This window comes from Treponema lecithinolyticum ATCC 700332 (genome assembly GCA_000468055.1).
GTDB lineage: Bacteria > Spirochaetota > Spirochaetia > Treponematales > Treponemataceae > Treponema_C > Treponema_C lecithinolyticum.
The window spans coordinates 299,016-315,985 of record KI260569.1 but is presented as its reverse complement, the minus strand read 5'-3'; the positions used below and the strand labels follow the sequence as shown (position 1 = coordinate 315,985).

The following is a 16,970-nucleotide window of genomic DNA, read 5'->3' as shown; positions in this document are numbered from 1 at the left end:
CGAAAAAATGGGCATATTATAAAGAATAGGAGTTCTTTTTTTATGGCAGAACAAACCATCGTACCTGCAGATCAAACGCTGTCGAATAAACTGCGTTTGCTGCCCCTTTCGGGACGCCCTATTTTTCCGGGCATATTTACCCCCTTTATGATTAACTCTGCGGAGGATACAAAGGTAATAGAAAGCGCATATGCCGAAGACGGTCTTATCGGAATTGTTATGTTAAAAAACGAAACGGAAAATCCGACCGTTGCCGATTTACATTCGGTGGGAACTGCAGCCCGCATTATCAAAAAAATTAATTTGCCCGACGGAGGCTTAAACGTATTTATTTCGACGATAAAACGCTTCCGTATCCGTAAAACTTTAAATGCAAAATCGCCTATGGCGGTTGCCGTTGAATACCTTGAAGATATTGAAGATCAAACATTTGAAGTAAAAGCTCTTACCCGTGCGTTAATCAGCGAAATGAAAGAAATCTCGGAAAACAATCCGCTTTTTTCCGAAGAAATGCGCTTAAATATGGTAAACATTGACCATCCCGGAAAAATCGCCGACTTTATCGCATCTATTTTGAACATCGATAAAAACGATCAACAGCGCGTTTTGGAAATGCAAAACGTCCGCCAAAGAATGGAAACAGTTCTTGTTTTTATAAAAAAAGAACAAGAACTGTTGCGCATTCAAAAAAAGATTCAAAGTGAATTAAATGAGCGCATAGAAAAAAGTCAGCGCGAATATTTTCTTAAAGAAGAATTAAAGTCCATAAAAGAAGAATTGGGTATGATAGGGGATGCCAAAAGTTCCGACTATCAAAAATTCAGAGAAAAAATAGAAGAGTTCGGTTTTACCGGAGAAGTTGCCGAAACCGTAAACGAAGAGTTGGAAAAATTTTCGCTTATGGATTCCAATTCCGCTGAATTTATCGTTACACGCAATTATTTGGACACAATCGTTAATTTACCGTGGAACGAGCCGGCGCCGGAAAACTATGCGATGAAACAAGCGCGTGCCGTTTTGGACGAAGATCACTACGGGCTTGAAGATGTAAAAAAACGCATAGTTGAATATCTTGCCGTGCGCAAATTAAAAAACGACAGCAAAGGTTCTATTTTACTGCTGGTCGGTCCTCCGGGTGTGGGTAAAACGAGCGTGTGCCGTTCCATCGCGCGGGCTATGAATAAACCCTTTTTCCGCTTTTCAGTCGGAGGTATGCGCGACGAAGCAGAAATAAAAGGGCACCGGCGCACGTATATCGGTGCTATGCCGGGAAAAATCATTCAAGGTCTTAAAATCGTTAAAACCAAAGCGCCTGTCTTTGTTATAGACGAAATCGACAAAATGGGCTCAAGTTATCAAGGAGATCCGTCGAGTGCGCTTCTTGAAGTGCTGGATCCGGAACAAAACGTAGCGTTCCGCGACCACTATTTGGATTTGCCCTTTGATATTTCAAATGTACTGTTTATGCTGACGGCAAATTCGCTCGACGGTATTCCTGAACCTTTACGCGACCGTGCGGAAATCATTCATTTATCCGGCTACATAGATCAGGAAAAAACGGAAATCGCCAAAAACTTTTTAGTGCCGAAAAGTCTTGTTAAAAACGGCTTATCAAAAAACCAAGTGCGCTACGGAAAAAAAGAATTGCTTTTTATTGCAAACTCCTATGCCCGCGAAGCCGGTGTGCGCAATTTTGAAAAAAACTTGGATAAAATCCATCGCAAATACGCCGCTGAATTGCTTGCAGAACCGAAAATTGCTTCTCTTATGGATGAAGTGTATGAGTTAAAACAAGCGTCTCAAAAAGAATTCGATGAGCGGCTTGCTGCCGAAAAAAAAGAAGCTGAACAAAAAACGGCGGAAAAAAATGCGGCTGAAAAAGTAAAAGAAACGCTTCAAGCAAAAAAAAGCGTACTGCAAATGTCTGTGCTTACAAGTGCGCACAACGGCAAAAAGAAAAAAGAAAAAACACGCGTGCAATCGCGCATAATCAGCGAAAAGGAAAAAGAAAAGCAAAAAAAACTGGACGCTTTACTTTCGCGGCCGCTTTATCCGGACACCGCGCTTATTCAAACCTATTTGGGTAAACCCGTGTTTACCGACGAAGACAACCGCAAAAAAACCGACCGTCCCGGAACCGCTATTGGGCTTGCATGGACCAGTATGGGCGGCGATACGCTGCTTTTGGAAGCTATCAGTATGCCCGGTAAAGAAGGCTTTAATTTAACCGGTCAAATGGGCGATGTGATGAAAGAATCTGCGGCAATTGCAATGAGCTGGGTGCGTTCGTTTGTTATAAAAAATAAAATTAAAGACGCCGAATTTTTTACTAAAAATACCGTTCACTTGCACATTCCCGAAGGCGCAACGCCTAAAGACGGTCCTTCGGCAGGTATTACCATGGCGGTTGTATTGCTGTCGCTTTTTAAAGAAAAGCTTATACGCAAAAACCTTGCTATGACCGGTGAATTGTCTTTAACCGGACAAGTGCTTCCCATAGGCGGTCTTAAAGAAAAAACGGTTGCCGCTAAGCGCAACGGTATAAAACATGTGATTATTCCGAAACAAAACATGCGCGATTTGGATGAAATTCCCGAACACGTAAAAAAGGGTATACAGTTTTATCCGGTAACCCGTATAGAGCAAGTATTCGATTTGGCGTTTTAATATTGACCGTTTGATTTGTGTCTGTTACACTCATACTATACGTTATATTGGAGGTATAATGAAATGTTAAATAAACTGAAAAAAACCGCCGTACCGGCAGTGTTTGCAGCAGCCCTTGTGCTGGTTGCAGCTTGTTCTTCAACTCCGCGTCCTGCGCCGCCGCCGGAACCGACACCGGAACAGCCCAAAGAAATGCCCAAAACAGAGCCTAAAGCGGCACCGGTAAAAGAAGAACCGAAAATGAAAAGCGTTTCGGTGAGCGACTACACAACCCGGCGCGGCGATACGCTGTCTGAAATCGGCGCACGTTTTTACGGAAAAGATAACGCATATTATTTCCCCTTTATTATGGTTATGAACTCCGTTATAACGCACCCTGATGAAATTGAAGTCGGCACGGCTTTAAAAATTCCCGATTTTAATGAATTTAAATCGGATGCGGCTTTGTGCGCCGAAGCTAAAAAAGCGTTCGACAAAGTTGCAGGAATTTATGAAGCAAAAAACAAGTTTGTTTTGGTAAAACGCATCCGCCGTTTGGCGCAAACTTTTTAACGTACACGTAAAGGAACGCACTTAAAAGCCGACGCTGTCCGGTATATTTTTAGTTCGGTACTTGAGCGGCGCAGCGCTCGGTGCTTTGAAGTTTTTTAGGTGCTTCCGCTTTGTGCGGCTATCGTATATCGGTATTACACGACCTTCCCAAGGTTGATAGGTGGGTTCGACTCCCATTAGCCGCTTTAGTTCGCTTTACTTGTGTTGACTGGAAAGCGCCGTTCGGTGTATAGTATTTTGATGTTTGAAGTAAAAGATACCGATTTTTTTGATTTGGAAGAAGAAGATTTCGATACGGTGTTAGCTTGCGACATCGCTTTTTCCGGTACGGTTCGATTTGCACAACCTTTTATGATCAAAGGAACTTTAAACGGTTCCATACAGGCAACGAGCGATTTGGTTGTAGATACGGGAGCCGTTGTTACAGCAGATATTACCGCTCAACGCGTATTGGTGCGCGGAAAAGTTACCGGCAATATCCAAGCTTCTGCGTTGGTATTTGTAAGCGCAGGCGGTTCCGTTTTAGGCGATATTACTTCTGAAAAAGTAGTGCTTGAGCCGGGCAGCGTTTTTTCCGGACGCTGTACGATGCTTAAAGCGTAGCGGAGAAAAAGTATGAATAAAAAAATCAGCGTGTGTGCGCTCGCTTTATCTTTATGTGTTTTAACTGCCGTTTGTCAAGAATATGCCGACCCTGCAAACAACGCGCAGCTTTCCGTAAACGAAAACAGACAAGAAGAAATTCAAAAAAACGAACAAGCCTCTGAAAACAGGGAGCAAAACAGGCTTGCTTCTCCGGCAGAGGGACAAAGTACGCTTACGCAAAATGCGGCAAAACAAAAGCCCGATGCACTTAAATTGTACACGGCGGGCCGCTATGCGGAAGCTATTGCCGTATGCGAAAAAGAAATAGCCGAACGTCCGTCGAATATGGATTCTTACGTTGTGTTGTGCTGGAGTTTAATCCGTAACCGTCAATACAGTGAAGCCGAATATTGGGGATTGCAAAGCCGAAAACTGTCAAAATACGATCAGCGTGCCGTTGAAGTGCTCGGAGAAGCAAAATACTATTTGGGAAAAAATCAAGAAGCGCTTTCTCTTTTTCAAGAATATGTGTCTTTAGTCGGCGAAAAGGGCAGCCGTTTAGGTGAAGCTTACTATTTTATGGGTGAAATTTACATACGGCTTGCCCGGTACAACCACGCGGATATAGCCTTTTCTCAAGCCGTCCGCACTGAACCCTTGTACGACTATTGGTGGACACGTTTGGGGTACGCCCGCGAAATGGCGGGAAATTATACGCTTTCTTTGGCGGCATACGAAAAAGCGCTGCAATTGCACGCAGGGCAAGCGGATGCTTTGCGCGGGCGAGACCGCGTGCGTACCCGTTTATAACGCTCGGTGAGCTTTTCGCGTGCAGTGCGGACGGCAAAAGCAGAAAACACACGTTTTGTTGTCCGTTTTGAAACAATCGGCTGTAAATTAAATCAAATGGAAAGCGAAGCGGCAGCGCGCTCCTTTGCCGACTGCGGTTTTGATTGCCGTATGGGCGCCTTTAATTCCGCTTCTCCTGTCGACACCGGAACCGTTTTATGCGTAGTAAACACGTGTACCGTTACGGCAAAAGCCGAACAAAAATGCCGCCGTCTTATACGCTTGCTTTTGCAAAAGTGCCCCGCTGCCGCTGTTTTAGTTACCGGCTGTTATGCACAGCTTGAAGCTAAAGAATTGTCGGCTATAAGCGATAGAATTGCCGTTTTGCTCGGGCGCGACAAAGATATGTTGGCGGTGCTTCCGCGCTTTTTGCGCGAAACTATGCCTTGTGAAAACGGCGCAGCGCTTGCCGAGCATCTTCGCCATTTATGCGCATTTTCTTCAAATCAAAATTCGGTAAAACCTGCCGTGTTTACGCTTGCAACCGATACCTTTTTGCGCCATTCGCGCCCCTCGTTAAAAATTCAAGACGGCTGCAATTGCCGCTGTACGTACTGCCGCATTTGCCTTGCGCGCGGTCAATCCGTGTCGCTTGATCCAAATGAAATTTTAGAACGCGTTTTACAGCTTGAAAAGTCGGGACACCGCGAAGTAGTGCTGACCGGCGTAAACTTAAGTCAATACAGCGCCCCTCAAACGCTTGCCGCCGCGGCAGACGGTAAAAATTCCGCTTTGTTTGCTAAAAAGCACGCTTCGGGTAAAAAAGAAGTGTTCGGTATTGCCCGTTTACTTGCCTTTCTTTTGGAGCACACCGAAACGCTGTCTTTTAGACTTTCAAGTTTACACCCGCAAAGTATAACCGATGAACTGTGCGAGGTTTTAAAAAAGGACAGGGTGCGCCCGCATTTTCATCTTTCCGTTCAGTCGGGAAGCGACCGCATACTTTCCGCTATGGGGCGCTCTTATACTGTACACGATGTAACGAATGCATTGCGCCGTTTGCGGAGTGCAAAAAAAAATCCTTTTATTGCTTGCGATATTATTGCCGGTTTCCCCGGCGAAACGGATGAAGATTTTAGTGCAACCTTTGAACTGTGCAAAAACGGCGCTTTTTCGTGGGTGCACGCGTTTTCGTTTTCGCCACGACCGGGAACAAAAGCTTTTGAAATGAAAAATACCGTTTCGCCTGAAACCGCTAAAAAACGGGTGCGCCTTTTAACCGATTTGGCTGCGGCGCAAAAACGCGCGTATATAGAAAGCTGTATCGGAACAAAGGTAAAAGCGGTTGTAGAAAAATACCGAAAAGGCGATGTGCGCGCCGTTACTGAAAATTTTTTGCATGTGCGCATAGAGCAAAAGCAGGGTGTGCTCAGGGACCACTCTACTGCCGGCGGAAGCGAAGTTACCGTGTGTATACAAGCCGTGTGCGAAAAAGGACTTTGCGGCGAAGAGTACGAAGCCGACGCCGTTTTTTGCCGATAATAATTTTTGTTGACGCTTTCGAGAATAAAGACTATATTGGAAATTCACGGAGGAAGTGTTATGAGCCGAAAAAATATTAGAACGGCAGTATTTTATATATTTTTATTGTTTACTTCTATTTTGTACTTGTCGTGCAGTATGTTTACCGAGTCTTGGGCAAAAAGAGCTGCGCGCAATCAATACGATGTTTTAAAAAATGCTTCTACGGAAGAGCTTGCCGATATAGCAGGCGAAGCGCAGTTTTCTCATCCGGATACCGCTGCCGCTATAATGGATTTACTTGGTGAAAAGGGCAGCGCTTTACGCGACCTTTCCGTACAAAAAAAAGAAAAAGTGCTTACCGCATCTATGAGTGCCAGCATTCCTTTATCGTCGTTAAAAAAACTTGCCGACAATAATGTTTTTTTGTCCGGGGGCGGTACGCCTTCTTCAAATTCGGCTTTAATAAAAAACTTAAGTGCTGCCGTTAACCGCTTTAATCCGCACGTATTTGAAATCATTTTGCAAGACCCCGAAGCTATGCGGAGTGCGGATCCTGCTTCTTTGGCAAACGCTACTGCTGCCGCATTTTTGCAGCTTATTTATTCGGTCGGCTTTGAAAATATTAAAAATAATATTATTGCTTCAGGTTCTGCGGTAGACGTAATGACACAAGATACCGATACGGTTATTACAAAAATGCTTAGTGCAGCTCCTAATCCTGCTCATGCAAAAACGCTAAAAGCGGCAGTTGAAGCTGCAAAATTGCTTTCCGGCGCAACAGGCGCTTTTGCTGCAAAAGATGCAAACAGTATTCCGGTTGTCAGAAACGTTCCTTCGGATGTAAAGGTTTTAGGTGTACTGCCTTTTTCCGATATCTTAGCTGCACTTAAATAAAAGCTGCGCATGATATATGATGAATGAGGATACATTATGAATATTATATGTAAAAATAAAACCGAACCGGCAAACGGTCTTTATCAAAAAAACGTATGTGTAAAAACATTTTTGTGTGCCGCTTGTGCGCTTTGTATGCTTTTTCCCGCATTTTCACAAAGTGCATATATGCCTGCATACACACCCCATCGCGTAGAAGCGGTAGATACCAGATCGGAAGGCTTCGGCGGATTTCATTTTGCCGATACCGAATCGGTATATTCGCTGTTTTCAAATCCCGCAACGCTTTCGTTTATAAAAACCAAAATGCTGTGGCCTCCCTTTGTAGCCGTAAGTTCAGGCGGACCGTTTGATAAACTGGCAAAACTTCACTTGGATATAGCACGTATCGTGAATGCAAAGGACGTAGACCCTGCCGATAAGCAGCGCTTAATAAAGGCAATATTGGATACTATAGGACCGTCGGGTTTTAACCTTTCCGAGCAGATAGGTACTCCTTTGACATTCGGCCGCATCAATAAAAATCTGGGCTGGGGTTTTATTAACACCGTCTATGCGGACGCACGGGTTCCCGCACTGACAAATTTTGATATCAAAGGCGGATCGGATTGGGCGTTTGTGCTCGGCTATGCAATTCCCGTTGTAGATTTGGAAAAATGGGGCACTTTGTCGCTCGGATTTTCCGGGCGCTTTACCGTGCAGCTTGAAACGCAAGCGAAAAGACTTGATCCGCTTTTGTCTGGAAAATACGGCAAAGATCCGGATATCGCCATTCCCGTATACTTGTCGTTGGGTTTGGGCTTTGATATGGGCGTTCAGTACACCGTGTTTGATATTTTAACGCTTGCGTTGGTATGGCAGGATGTGTATTCTCCAGTGTGGACAAAAACCTATGAAAGTACAAAAGCGTTCGAAAACGGCAAGGGTTCTAAGTTCGTGCAAACTCCGGTGGAATCGAAGTTGGGTGCGGGCATAAAAGTCGATATTCCTCTTAAAACCGTAACAAACGGCGTTATTTCGCGCTGGGCGGTGTATACCGATTATTACAATGTTTGGCCCTTGTTCCGCAAAAACGGCGTGTACCGCAACCCCGTGCTTGAATTTTCGCTGGGAACCGAAATGGAATTGTTCAAAGTGCTCGTTTTACGATTGGGGGTAAAAGAAATGTATCCTGCACTGGGCTTGGGGCTTAATTTAGGCAAGTTTAAAATGGACTTTTCCGCATACGGTAAAGAACTCGGTTTGGAACCCGGCTATGCGCCGCAGCTTAACATGGGCTTTTCGATGGCGGTAAAATACTGAAATTAAAGCAAATACACCCTGCGGCGGCAAAAAACTGCAAAAAACGACAAAAAACAGCAAGAACGGCTTGACACTTTTTTGCCGATAAGATATGCTATGCAGCGTTCCGCTTCGGAATATAATGGGCCACTAGCTCAGTAGGTAGAGCAACGCCCTTTTAAGGCGTGGGTCACGTGTTCGAATCACGTGTGGCTCATTAAATGGGGTTGTCTTAAAAGTTATCGCTTTTTAGGCAGCCCTTTTTTTATATCATCCTAAAAAAAAGAGGTACAGCTATGATTAAAGCGGCGACAATTGCCGGTTCCGACGCTTCAGGCGGAGCGGGCTTGGAAGCGGACTTAAAAACCTTTGAAGAATACGGTTTGTACGGAATGACCGTTGTAACGCTTGTTGCAACTATGGATCCCAATAATAACTGGGCGCATTCAGTGTTTCCGCTCGCACAGGACGTGCTGCGCTCTCAAATGGAAACTGTGTTTAAAGGGGTCGGCGTTGGTGCGCTTAAAACCGGTATGCTCGGTACCGATTATGCCGTATCTTTGAGCAAAGAATATATCATTTCATGCGGAATAAAAAATTACGTTTTGGATCCGGTTATGGTGTGTAAAGGTGCAGGCGAAGCTTTAAATCCAGAATTGAACGCGGCGGTAGAAAAAGAATTGCTTCCTTTGTGTAAGGTTGTTACTCCGAACTTATTTGAAGCCGGACAGCTTGCCGGAATGGGCGAAATAAAAACCGTTGTGCAAATGGAAGAAGCCGCCCGTATTATAGCGGATAAGGGTGCTCAAAACGTTTTTATAAAAGGCGGTTCAAAACTTGCATCATATACCGGCTCTTCTTCAGCGATAGATCTTTTTTATGACGGTACTACGATGGAACACATAGATGGTCCGCTGGTAAAAACATCTTGGACTCATGGAGCCGGCTGTACAACCGCCGCCGCCGTAACCGCAGGTCTTGCACGCGGGCTTTCGGCACGCGAAGCGGTATTGCTTGCCAAAAAGTTTATCGGCAGCAGTTTGCAAGCATCTTTTGCTTTAAATCAATGGGTCGGACCGGGAAATCCGTCTGCGTGGAGAAATTCTACCCTGTTTAAATAAATATATTTACTCGGATATGCTGTTTTAACTTCGGGTGCAAATATGCATAGTTATTATACTGGCTTTTGGCTACTACAATGCCTATATGAACATCGGGAGAACTTTGCAGCATATCCGGCTGAAAAAACACATGTCAAAAAACGAATTGTGTGTCAAAACGGGGCTTAACAAAGGTTATATGTACCGCCTTGAAAACGATTTAATAAGTCCCACCTTTGCCACATTGGAAAAAGTTGCGCAAGCGCTTGAAGAACCGCTGTCAAAGCTTGTAAAGGAAGCCGAGCATGCAGCTTCATGCGCTGTGTACGCGGATGTATCTTCTGCCGAAAGCTGGGGTAGTGCCGCCGAATCCGGCACGCGTAAATAAGCGGTTTAATTTTTTCCGTTATCATACACTTTATAATTTTGCGATTTTCTCTGCGTAAGCGATATAAAAGGTATTGTCTGCTACGACCTTGTCGACCGCACGGTTAAACTTATGGCAACGGTAAACTATAACAGCGGAAGCGAGAGGCTTTGCCGACGGCTCATACCAAAAAGCGCTCAAAACGGCAAAACTGATGGCTACACGCAATTCCCCGATTTCAGAGATCTGTGAAATGATCGGACTTGATGAAAAAGAAGTAACCGCTATTGTTCATTTGTAAAATCTTTTGCCGGAACATGCAGTGTCGCCGTCAATAAAGACGGAAATACGGCAACACTGACTATAATCAAGGGTAGAGCTGACTTTTTTGTGTCAATCGCACCGCTTGACACAACCTGCACAAAAATATATGATAAATACCGTTATGCCGCTGTAGCTCAGTCGGTAGAGCAATGGACTGAAAATCCATGTGTCGACAGTTCGATTCTGTCCGGCGGCATACAAAGAGCAGCACTCGTTTTCGGGAGCTGCTTTTTTTTCGTTCTTTTTTTTGTGCTTGAACCTTTGCGCGCTATGGCGTATACTGTACAAATGAACTGGTTAGTGTTTGCCGGAAAAACCGATAAAAAACAAGCCGACCAAATCGCTTCTTTTTTTAACTCAAAAAAAGTTAACTGTACTGTTATAAAAGCGGACGGCGAAGTATTTAAATGCGAACCGGATTACAATGAGCAATCCGTAAAAGACGTGCATGAACTTTTAAATGAAACGACGCACTGCGTATGCGTCGGCATGAATGGTATCGCTTTATCGCCGCTTTTTATGTATGCGGTCGGTTTGCTTTCCGGAAAAAATATTCCCGTGTTTTTAACCCCCTCAGGCGGTGCTTTGCCGCCGTATATTTCCGATATGTTCGGAAAAACATTTGCCGATACGGCAACTTTGCTTAAAGCGCTTGAAAACGATTTTCCTTTGTTTTTTAAATTGGAAGCGCAAGCGGCGGCAAAAAAGAAATTATTTGAAGCCGGTATTCCGCTTACCCCTGATTCTTTTTCCGAATATATCGGGCGCGGAGACTGCGATGTATGCGAACTTTTTGCAGAAGCCGGAATGGATTCTAACGTGCGTGATTCTGCAGGTACTCCCATGCTGTGCATAGCGGCGCGCAGCGGACGGCTTGCAATGATTAAATGGCTTATGGAACGCGGCGCCGATATAAACATTGTTTCCAAAGACCGCGGGTATACGCCGCTTATGGATGCAGTGTGGAAAAACGATTACAATATGGCGGAATTTTTGGTTACAGCCGGCGCCGATATGAACGTGATAGGCAAAGACGGGCAGCCGCTTATGGTTTTGGCGGTCGGTATTTCAAATCTTAAAATTTGCAAACTGCTTTTAAAAAGCGGAGCCGATATTTCGTTAACAGATCACATGGGAATGTCCGCTTTAGGCTATGCAAAGTTGTTTAAAAAACAAGCTATTGTGGATTTATTCGACGCTGCAAAAAAATGAAAAAAAAACCGTGTAAACGAACGCTGATATTTACCGGAGGCGGAACCGGAGGTCATATTTATCCGGGCTTGGCGGTTGCCGACGAGCTTCGCATAAAAAATTCCGATGTGCGCATTGTGTGGATAGGTTCTTCCCGGCGCGATAAAGTTATGGTGTGTGCGGGAAAAGGTGAAAATGCAGTTGCGTCCGTAGACGCTTTTATTGCAATTCCTGCAGGAAAACTACGCCGTTATTTTTCTTTTAGGACGCTGTGGGATGCTTTTAAAGTTGCGGCGGGCTTTTTTGTTTCTTTTTTTTATTTGATACGGATAAAGCCGGTTGCTTTGTTTTCAAAGGGCGGTTTTGTAAGCGTAATGCCGTGTGCCGCCGCAAAACTGCTCGGTATTCCCGTGTATACGCACGAATGCGATGTATCCCCCGGTCTTGCAAATCGGTTAAATGCGCGTTTTGCGCGCCGGCTTTTGCTCAGTTACGAACAGTCGCGTGCATTTTTTCCTAAAGCATCGCCTAATGCGGTAAGCGTTACGGGAAACCCCGTGCGTCCCATTTTTTACACTGCAGACAAAGCCAAAGGAGCTGCATTTTTAGGCTTAACGGGAAAAATAAGCAAACCGGTTCTTTTGATTTTAGGCGGGTCTTCCGGCGCGCACCAAATAAACGAATTGGTTTTGCAAAACCTTGAATGGCTGTGCAGCCGTTTTATTGTAGTGCACCAAACGGGGCAGGGCGAAGACTTTAAAAAAGCGTGTGCGGCAGCACACACGGTAAACAAAAACGCTATTGCAGGAGCAAAGGACGAGCTTGAGTTTGCCGAAAGCGGACAAACTGCCGGAAGCGGGCGAGCTGCCGAAAGCGGAAGCGGCGCTGAAGTGCACCCGGCGCTATACCTTTGCTACGATTTTATTTATGCCGATATGCCGCACGTGCTTGCTTTGTCAGATATAGTGCTTTCGCGCGCCGGTGCAAACAGTTTGTGGGAATGCGCGGTGTGCGCCAAACCTATGGTGCTGCTGCCGCTTGCAGGTTCGGGCACGCGCGGCGACCAAATCGAAAACGCCGAGCTGTTTGAAAAACAAAACGCCGCATTTGTGCTTAACCCGCGCGAAAAAGACGGCAAAAAATTATCCGGCTCGTTGTGCAGTACCCTCGAAAAACTGCAAGATGTTTCTTGGCGCCGCGCAATGGGAAACGCCGCTTTTGAATTAACCGGTAAGCAAAAGGCTGCACAAAAAATTGCCGATATTTTGTATACAGAGGTATTACAAAACGATGATGTTTAATTTTCTTGATATCATTTTTATGGCAATTATACTGTTTATAGCTATTCACGGAGCGGTCAACGGCTTTATAAACGAGTTTTTCGGCAAAGCGGCTTTGCTGCTCGGTATATTTGTTTCGGTTATGTTTTTTGCAAAGTTGGCGCCGCCTATAAACCGTCACGTAAAATCGTTTTTTGTTTCTCAAATTCTTGCTTTTTTGCTTATTTTTATTTTAGTGTATTTGATTGTCCGTTTGATACAGCATTTTGTCGGCGGTTTTTTTTCCGGAGAAATCTTAATGGGGCTTGACCGCGCACTCGGCTTTTTTTTCGGATCTGCCGAAGGATTGCTGCTGGTGTGCGTTGTGCTGGTTGTGCTGTATGCACAGCCGTGGTTTAAAATCGGTGCTTTGGTTGAAAACAGTTTCTTCCATAAAATATTGGAAAATTTTTTAGTAAAACCAGTCGATAAAGTGCAAACTTTTATCAGCTTAAATGCACTTTCTTTTTTTGAACGGAGCATAAAACTTGTTTGAAAATATTTTATACCAGCCGTGCACCGCTCTTATTGAAGCTGACATTACAAGCGGCAGTTTACCGCAAGCACTTTTGTTTGCGGGCCCTGCAATGGCAGGAAAGCTAAGCGCAGCTTTGGAAACAGCCCGTATTCTTTCGTGCAAAAATATGCCCAAAGGTTTATGGCAGTGTACTTGTGCTTCCTGCTTGCGCCATAAAAGTCTTGTGCACACGGAAACGCTCATAGCCGGAAGCCGCGACTGCACTCCGGAAATTGCCGCCGCTTCCAAAACCTTATACGATGCCGCGCTGAACAATGCACAATACATACAAGCAGCTCGTTATCTTTTTGTGCGAAGCGTGCGCAAATTAACCGCCCGCTTTACTCAAGTGCTGTGGGAAGGGGATGAAAAAGTTTCAAAAATAGCAGCCGTTACTTCGGTAATCGATGAGCTGCTTGAAGAATTGGATCCGTCGCGGCAAATACCCGAAAACACTGCTTTAAAAAAAATGCTCGATACGATCAACAGCCAGTGCGTTAAATTGGAATCTTCTTTTATGTATGATTCGGTTCCTATTTCTCATATTCGTAAAGCTTCCGCATGGGCGCGCTTAACTGCAGCAGACGGAATGCGTGTGCTTATTTTGGAAAACGTTGAGCGTATGCAAGACGGCGTGCGCAATGCGCTTTTAAAAATACTGGAAGAACCGCCCGAACAAGCGCTTTTTATATTAACCGCGCGGCGAAAAAGCGCCGTTTTGCCTACGATTTTATCCCGTGTGCGCACTTATACTTTTGCTGAACGCACGGCTGTACAGCAATCGGATGTAGTGCAACGTATATTTCGAAACGGCGGCAATGTTAATTCCGTTGCAGATTACTTAAACGGTTTTTTACCGATACCGCCTGAACAAATAGAAAAGCTTGCCTTTGATTTTGTTGCCGATTTGTATAAAAAAAACATACCCGATGTAGAAGCGTTGGTAAAACAGTTTAAAAACTTTGAGCCGCGCGTAACGCTTTTTTTGTTTTTTAACGGTATTTTGAACGCTGTAAAAAAAATCGGCGAATCGCTGCAAGCCGCACAACCGGTGCAGGGCGGCACATATACGGCGCAAAGTTTACAAGCAGTTCAGGCAAACACCGTCAGCGCCGCATATATTTTAAACAATGTTAAACGTTCTTATGAAGATATTACGGTGTACAATCAAAGTCCGCAAGCCGCTTTGGAAAGCATAGTGTACGCTTTTTGGGAGCAAGAGGAGGCGTGCCCCGCATGAGAGGCTTTGTAAAACGGGTAACAAACAAAGTTTCAAAATTGACTCCGGATCAAATTCAGCGTTTGTTAAATTCCATAAACGACGAAAACGAAGCGCTGGATGCGGTATTGGAATCGCTGAGTACCGGATTGCTTATATGCAATTCCCGCTGGCAGCCTATTTTGGTAAACAAAGCGGCAATCCGTTATATTCCGCTTTGCACACAGTGTCCCGCTTGCGATTTTGTATGGGAGTGCATAGAAGACGAAGATATAGCCGAATTTTTAAAAGCAAACAGTGCAAGTCAAAAAAAATATATAAGTAAAGAATTTACGCTTGCAACTCCTGCAGGATCGGTGCGCTTTGTCAATATATCGATTTTACCTCTTGTGCGCTCAAAAAAACTTTCCGGCTACATCGTTCAAATAGACGATATAACGGAAAAACGAAATCAAGAAACGCTTATGCGCCGTATGGAAAGCCTTGCCAGTTTAACCAACCTTGCCGCAAGCGTTGCGCACGAAATAAAAAACCCTTTGGGCGCCATAAGCATTCATATTCAGCTTATTCAAAAAGCGTTAAAAAAAGCGCGCTCTGCCGGCGGACGGTTGCCCGATGAAAAACATGCGGAAAAATACCTCGATACCGTAAACGAAGAAATCGAGCGGCTTAATAAAATTATTGTGGATTTTTTGTTTGCGGTGCGTCCGATAAGCGCGCAATTGCATGAAGCCGATCCGCTTGCAGAAATCAATTCGTTTATCGCTTTTGTAAAAGCGGAATTGGAACAAAAGCATATTAAGCTGGAAACCGAACTTATGCAAAAATCCGTGCACGTTATGATCGATACCAAACTGTTCCGCCAAGTGCTTATCAATTTGGTGCAAAATTCCATTGCGGCTATGCCTAACGGCGGATTTTTGTGGATAAACGCTGCAGTTAAAAACGATCGCTTTTTGCTGCGCATTGCCGATTCCGGTTTGGGAATGGATGAAAAAACCGTAAACAGAATATTTGAACCTTATTTTACAACAAAACCGCAAGGAACCGGTTTGGGTATGACTATGGTATACAAAATCATTAAAGAATTTGCAGGCGATATAGACGTAAAATCTTTTCCGGGAGAAGGTACTTTAATCACTCTTTCGCTGCCGGTTGCGCAAAAAGAAAGACGGCTTTTGGAATACGACAATCAGGAGAAAGTCTAATGCAGTGTACGGTATTGATTATCGACGATGAAAAAAATATCCGCGAAGGACTTGCCGCTGCGCTCGAAATGGAAGGCTATACGGTCGCTTTAGCCGCCGACGGAAAACAAGGTTTGGCGCGCATGGTAAAAGGCGATATAGATTTGGTTATAACCGATTTGCGTATGCCCGAAGTCAGCGGAGAACAAGTGCTTGCAAAAGTGGCGGCGGAAAATCCGGGGGTTCCGGTTATCGTTTTAACCGGACACGGCAGTATAGATAGCGCGGTTGAAGCTATGCGCAACGGCGCATACGACTTTTTAACCAAACCTTTAAATCTTGATCAACTCATTCTTATCGTTAAGCGCGCACTTGAAAGCCGCGAATTGGCAATAAAACACCGCGAATTGCTGGAACAGTTAAACAGCCGCAAATCCTTTGAGTCCATTATCGGAAAAAGCGCGGAAATGCAAAAGATATTTGCAACGGTGCGCAAAGCAGCCGATTCCAAAGCGTCGGTTTTAATAACCGGAGAAAGCGGCGTCGGAAAAGAATTGATAGCAAACGCTTTGCATAATTTGTCGCCGCGGCGCGATAAACCCTTAATAAAAGTACACTGCGCAGCGCTTTCGGAAAATTTACTGGAAAGTGAACTATTCGGTCATGAAAAAGGAGCTTTTACCGGAGCCGTTGCGCGAAAACGCGGGCGCTTTGAGCTTGCCGCCGGCGGTACCATTTTTTTGGATGAAATAGGCGAGATAGATCAAAACGTGCAGATAAAGATTTTGCGCGTGCTGCAGGATAAACGCTTTGAACGCGTCGGCGGCGAAGAAACCATAGAGGTTGATGTGCGCGTTATTGCGGCGACAAACCGCGACTTGGAAAAAGAAATAGCCGACGGACGCTTCCGTGAAGATTTATATTACCGGCTTAATGTAGTGCACATTCACGTACCGCCGCTTCGCGAAAGGCGAGATGATATTCCCTTGCTTATTGCGTCTTTTTTACAGGAATTTGCCAAAGAAAACGGTAAGAATATAGAAGGAATTGACGCGCGCGCGCGCTCGGCGCTGTATAAATTCGATTGGCCCGGCAATATACGTCAATTGCGCAACTGTTTGGAAAGCGCTGTGGTTATGTGCTCGTCGTCCGTTATTACCTTGGAAGATTTGCCGCCGAGCATAGCCGGAAGCGGCGAAGACGCACTTATTTCAATTCCTGCAGGAATTCCTATGGAAGAAGCCGAAAAAATACTTATTCAGCAAAATTTAGCTATAAATAAAGGCAATAAATCAAAAACGGCAGACATCCTCGGTATAGGGCGCAAAACTTTACACCGCAAGCTCGATGAGTATGCGGGGAAAACCTGCACTGTAAAAAAAACCGACTGAGTTTGCGCTCTCGAACAGTCCGGCTATTGTGGTGTTTTGCTCCCCTGTGCTGTAATAAAGCCT

At 44.8% G+C, this 16,970-nt stretch carries 15 protein-coding genes and 3 tRNA genes; all 18 read left to right on the top strand.

Annotated features, from left to right (window positions below; translation table 11 throughout):
• Positions 1–42 precede the first annotated feature (42 nt).
• The 18 genes from lon to HMPREF9193_RS09475 all read left to right on the top strand — a co-directional run bounded on the left by lon (position 43) and on the right by HMPREF9193_RS09475 (position 16,907).
• Positions 43–2,667, top strand: a complete 2,625-nt coding sequence (lon, locus tag HMPREF9193_RS09560) for an endopeptidase La (RefSeq protein WP_040848092.1) — start codon at positions 43–45, stop codon at positions 2,665–2,667.
• Positions 2,668–2,730: 63 nt separating this feature from the next.
• Complete coding sequence (locus HMPREF9193_RS10925) at positions 2,731–3,219, top strand: LysM peptidoglycan-binding domain-containing protein (RefSeq protein ID WP_021687926.1); 489 nt, start codon at positions 2,731–2,733, stop codon at positions 3,217–3,219.
• A 114-nt stretch (positions 3,220–3,333) separates the two neighbouring features.
• Positions 3,334–3,404: transfer RNA gene (locus tag HMPREF9193_RS09550), tRNA-Gly, on the top strand.
• 55 nt (positions 3,405–3,459) lie between these two features.
• A complete protein-coding gene (locus HMPREF9193_RS09545) occupies positions 3,460–3,822 on the top strand; it encodes a bactofilin family protein (RefSeq protein WP_021687925.1) in 363 nt (120 codons plus the stop codon).
• A 12-nt stretch (positions 3,823–3,834) separates the two neighbouring features.
• Positions 3,835–4,614 carry a tetratricopeptide repeat protein gene (locus tag HMPREF9193_RS09540; RefSeq protein WP_021687924.1) on the top strand — a complete coding sequence of 260 codons (780 nt, stop codon included), beginning with the start codon at positions 3,835–3,837 and terminating at the stop codon, positions 4,612–4,614.
• Positions 4,615–4,620: 6 nt separating this feature from the next.
• Positions 4,621–6,135 (top strand): MiaB/RimO family radical SAM methylthiotransferase, encoded by a 1,515-nt coding sequence (locus tag HMPREF9193_RS09535; RefSeq protein ID WP_051306057.1) that lies wholly within the window; start codon positions 4,621–4,623, stop codon positions 6,133–6,135.
• A gap of 60 nt (positions 6,136–6,195) precedes the next feature.
• Positions 6,196–7,011, top strand: a complete 816-nt coding sequence (locus HMPREF9193_RS09530) for a hypothetical protein (RefSeq protein WP_040848090.1) — start codon at positions 6,196–6,198, stop codon at positions 7,009–7,011.
• Positions 7,012–7,047: 36 nt separating this feature from the next.
• Entirely contained in the window at positions 7,048–8,313 is a 1,266-nt protein-coding gene (locus HMPREF9193_RS09525; RefSeq protein WP_021687921.1) for a hypothetical protein, read from the top strand.
• A 123-nt stretch (positions 8,314–8,436) separates the two neighbouring features.
• Positions 8,437–8,509 (top strand) — tRNA-Lys (locus HMPREF9193_RS09520).
• Between the two features lie 79 nt (positions 8,510–8,588).
• Positions 8,589–9,413 (top strand): bifunctional hydroxymethylpyrimidine kinase/phosphomethylpyrimidine kinase, encoded by an 825-nt coding sequence (thiD, locus tag HMPREF9193_RS09515; RefSeq protein ID WP_021687920.1) that lies wholly within the window; start codon positions 8,589–8,591, stop codon positions 9,411–9,413.
• Between the two features lie 85 nt (positions 9,414–9,498).
• The gene (locus HMPREF9193_RS09510) at positions 9,499–9,780 is read left to right on the top strand and encodes a helix-turn-helix domain-containing protein (RefSeq protein ID WP_021687919.1); all 282 of its coding nucleotides are present in this window, start codon (positions 9,499–9,501) and stop codon (positions 9,778–9,780) included.
• A 426-nt stretch (positions 9,781–10,206) separates the two neighbouring features.
• A tRNA-Phe gene (locus tag HMPREF9193_RS09505) sits at positions 10,207–10,279 on the top strand.
• Between the two features lie 92 nt (positions 10,280–10,371).
• Entirely contained in the window at positions 10,372–11,295 is a 924-nt protein-coding gene (locus tag HMPREF9193_RS11090) for an ankyrin repeat domain-containing protein (protein WP_169720465.1), read from the top strand.
• Positions 11,292–12,575: a UDP-N-acetylglucosamine--N-acetylmuramyl-(pentapeptide) pyrophosphoryl-undecaprenol N-acetylglucosamine transferase gene (locus HMPREF9193_RS09495; protein WP_021687915.1), complete on the top strand. Its 1,284-nt coding sequence runs from the start codon at positions 11,292–11,294 to the stop codon at positions 12,573–12,575. The genes HMPREF9193_RS11090 and HMPREF9193_RS09495 overlap by 4 nt, the downstream gene beginning before the upstream one ends.
• Positions 12,565–13,089 carry a CvpA family protein gene (locus HMPREF9193_RS09490; RefSeq protein ID WP_021687914.1) on the top strand — a complete coding sequence of 175 codons (525 nt, stop codon included), beginning with the start codon at positions 12,565–12,567 and terminating at the stop codon, positions 13,087–13,089. Before HMPREF9193_RS09495 ends, HMPREF9193_RS09490 begins: the two co-directional genes overlap by 11 nt.
• A complete protein-coding gene (locus HMPREF9193_RS09485; protein ID WP_021687913.1) occupies positions 13,082–14,350 on the top strand; it encodes a DNA polymerase III subunit delta' in 1,269 nt (422 codons plus the stop codon). The genes HMPREF9193_RS09490 and HMPREF9193_RS09485 overlap by 8 nt, the downstream gene beginning before the upstream one ends.
• A complete protein-coding gene (locus tag HMPREF9193_RS09480; protein ID WP_021687912.1) occupies positions 14,347–15,537 on the top strand; it encodes a two-component system sensor histidine kinase NtrB in 1,191 nt (396 codons plus the stop codon). The genes HMPREF9193_RS09485 and HMPREF9193_RS09480 overlap by 4 nt, the downstream gene beginning before the upstream one ends.
• On the top strand, positions 15,537–16,907 hold the full coding sequence (locus tag HMPREF9193_RS09475) for a sigma-54-dependent transcriptional regulator (protein ID WP_021687911.1): 1,371 nt from the start codon (positions 15,537–15,539) through the stop codon (positions 16,905–16,907). The genes HMPREF9193_RS09480 and HMPREF9193_RS09475 overlap by 1 nt, the downstream gene beginning before the upstream one ends.
• The last annotated feature ends 63 nt before the right edge of the window (positions 16,908–16,970 follow it).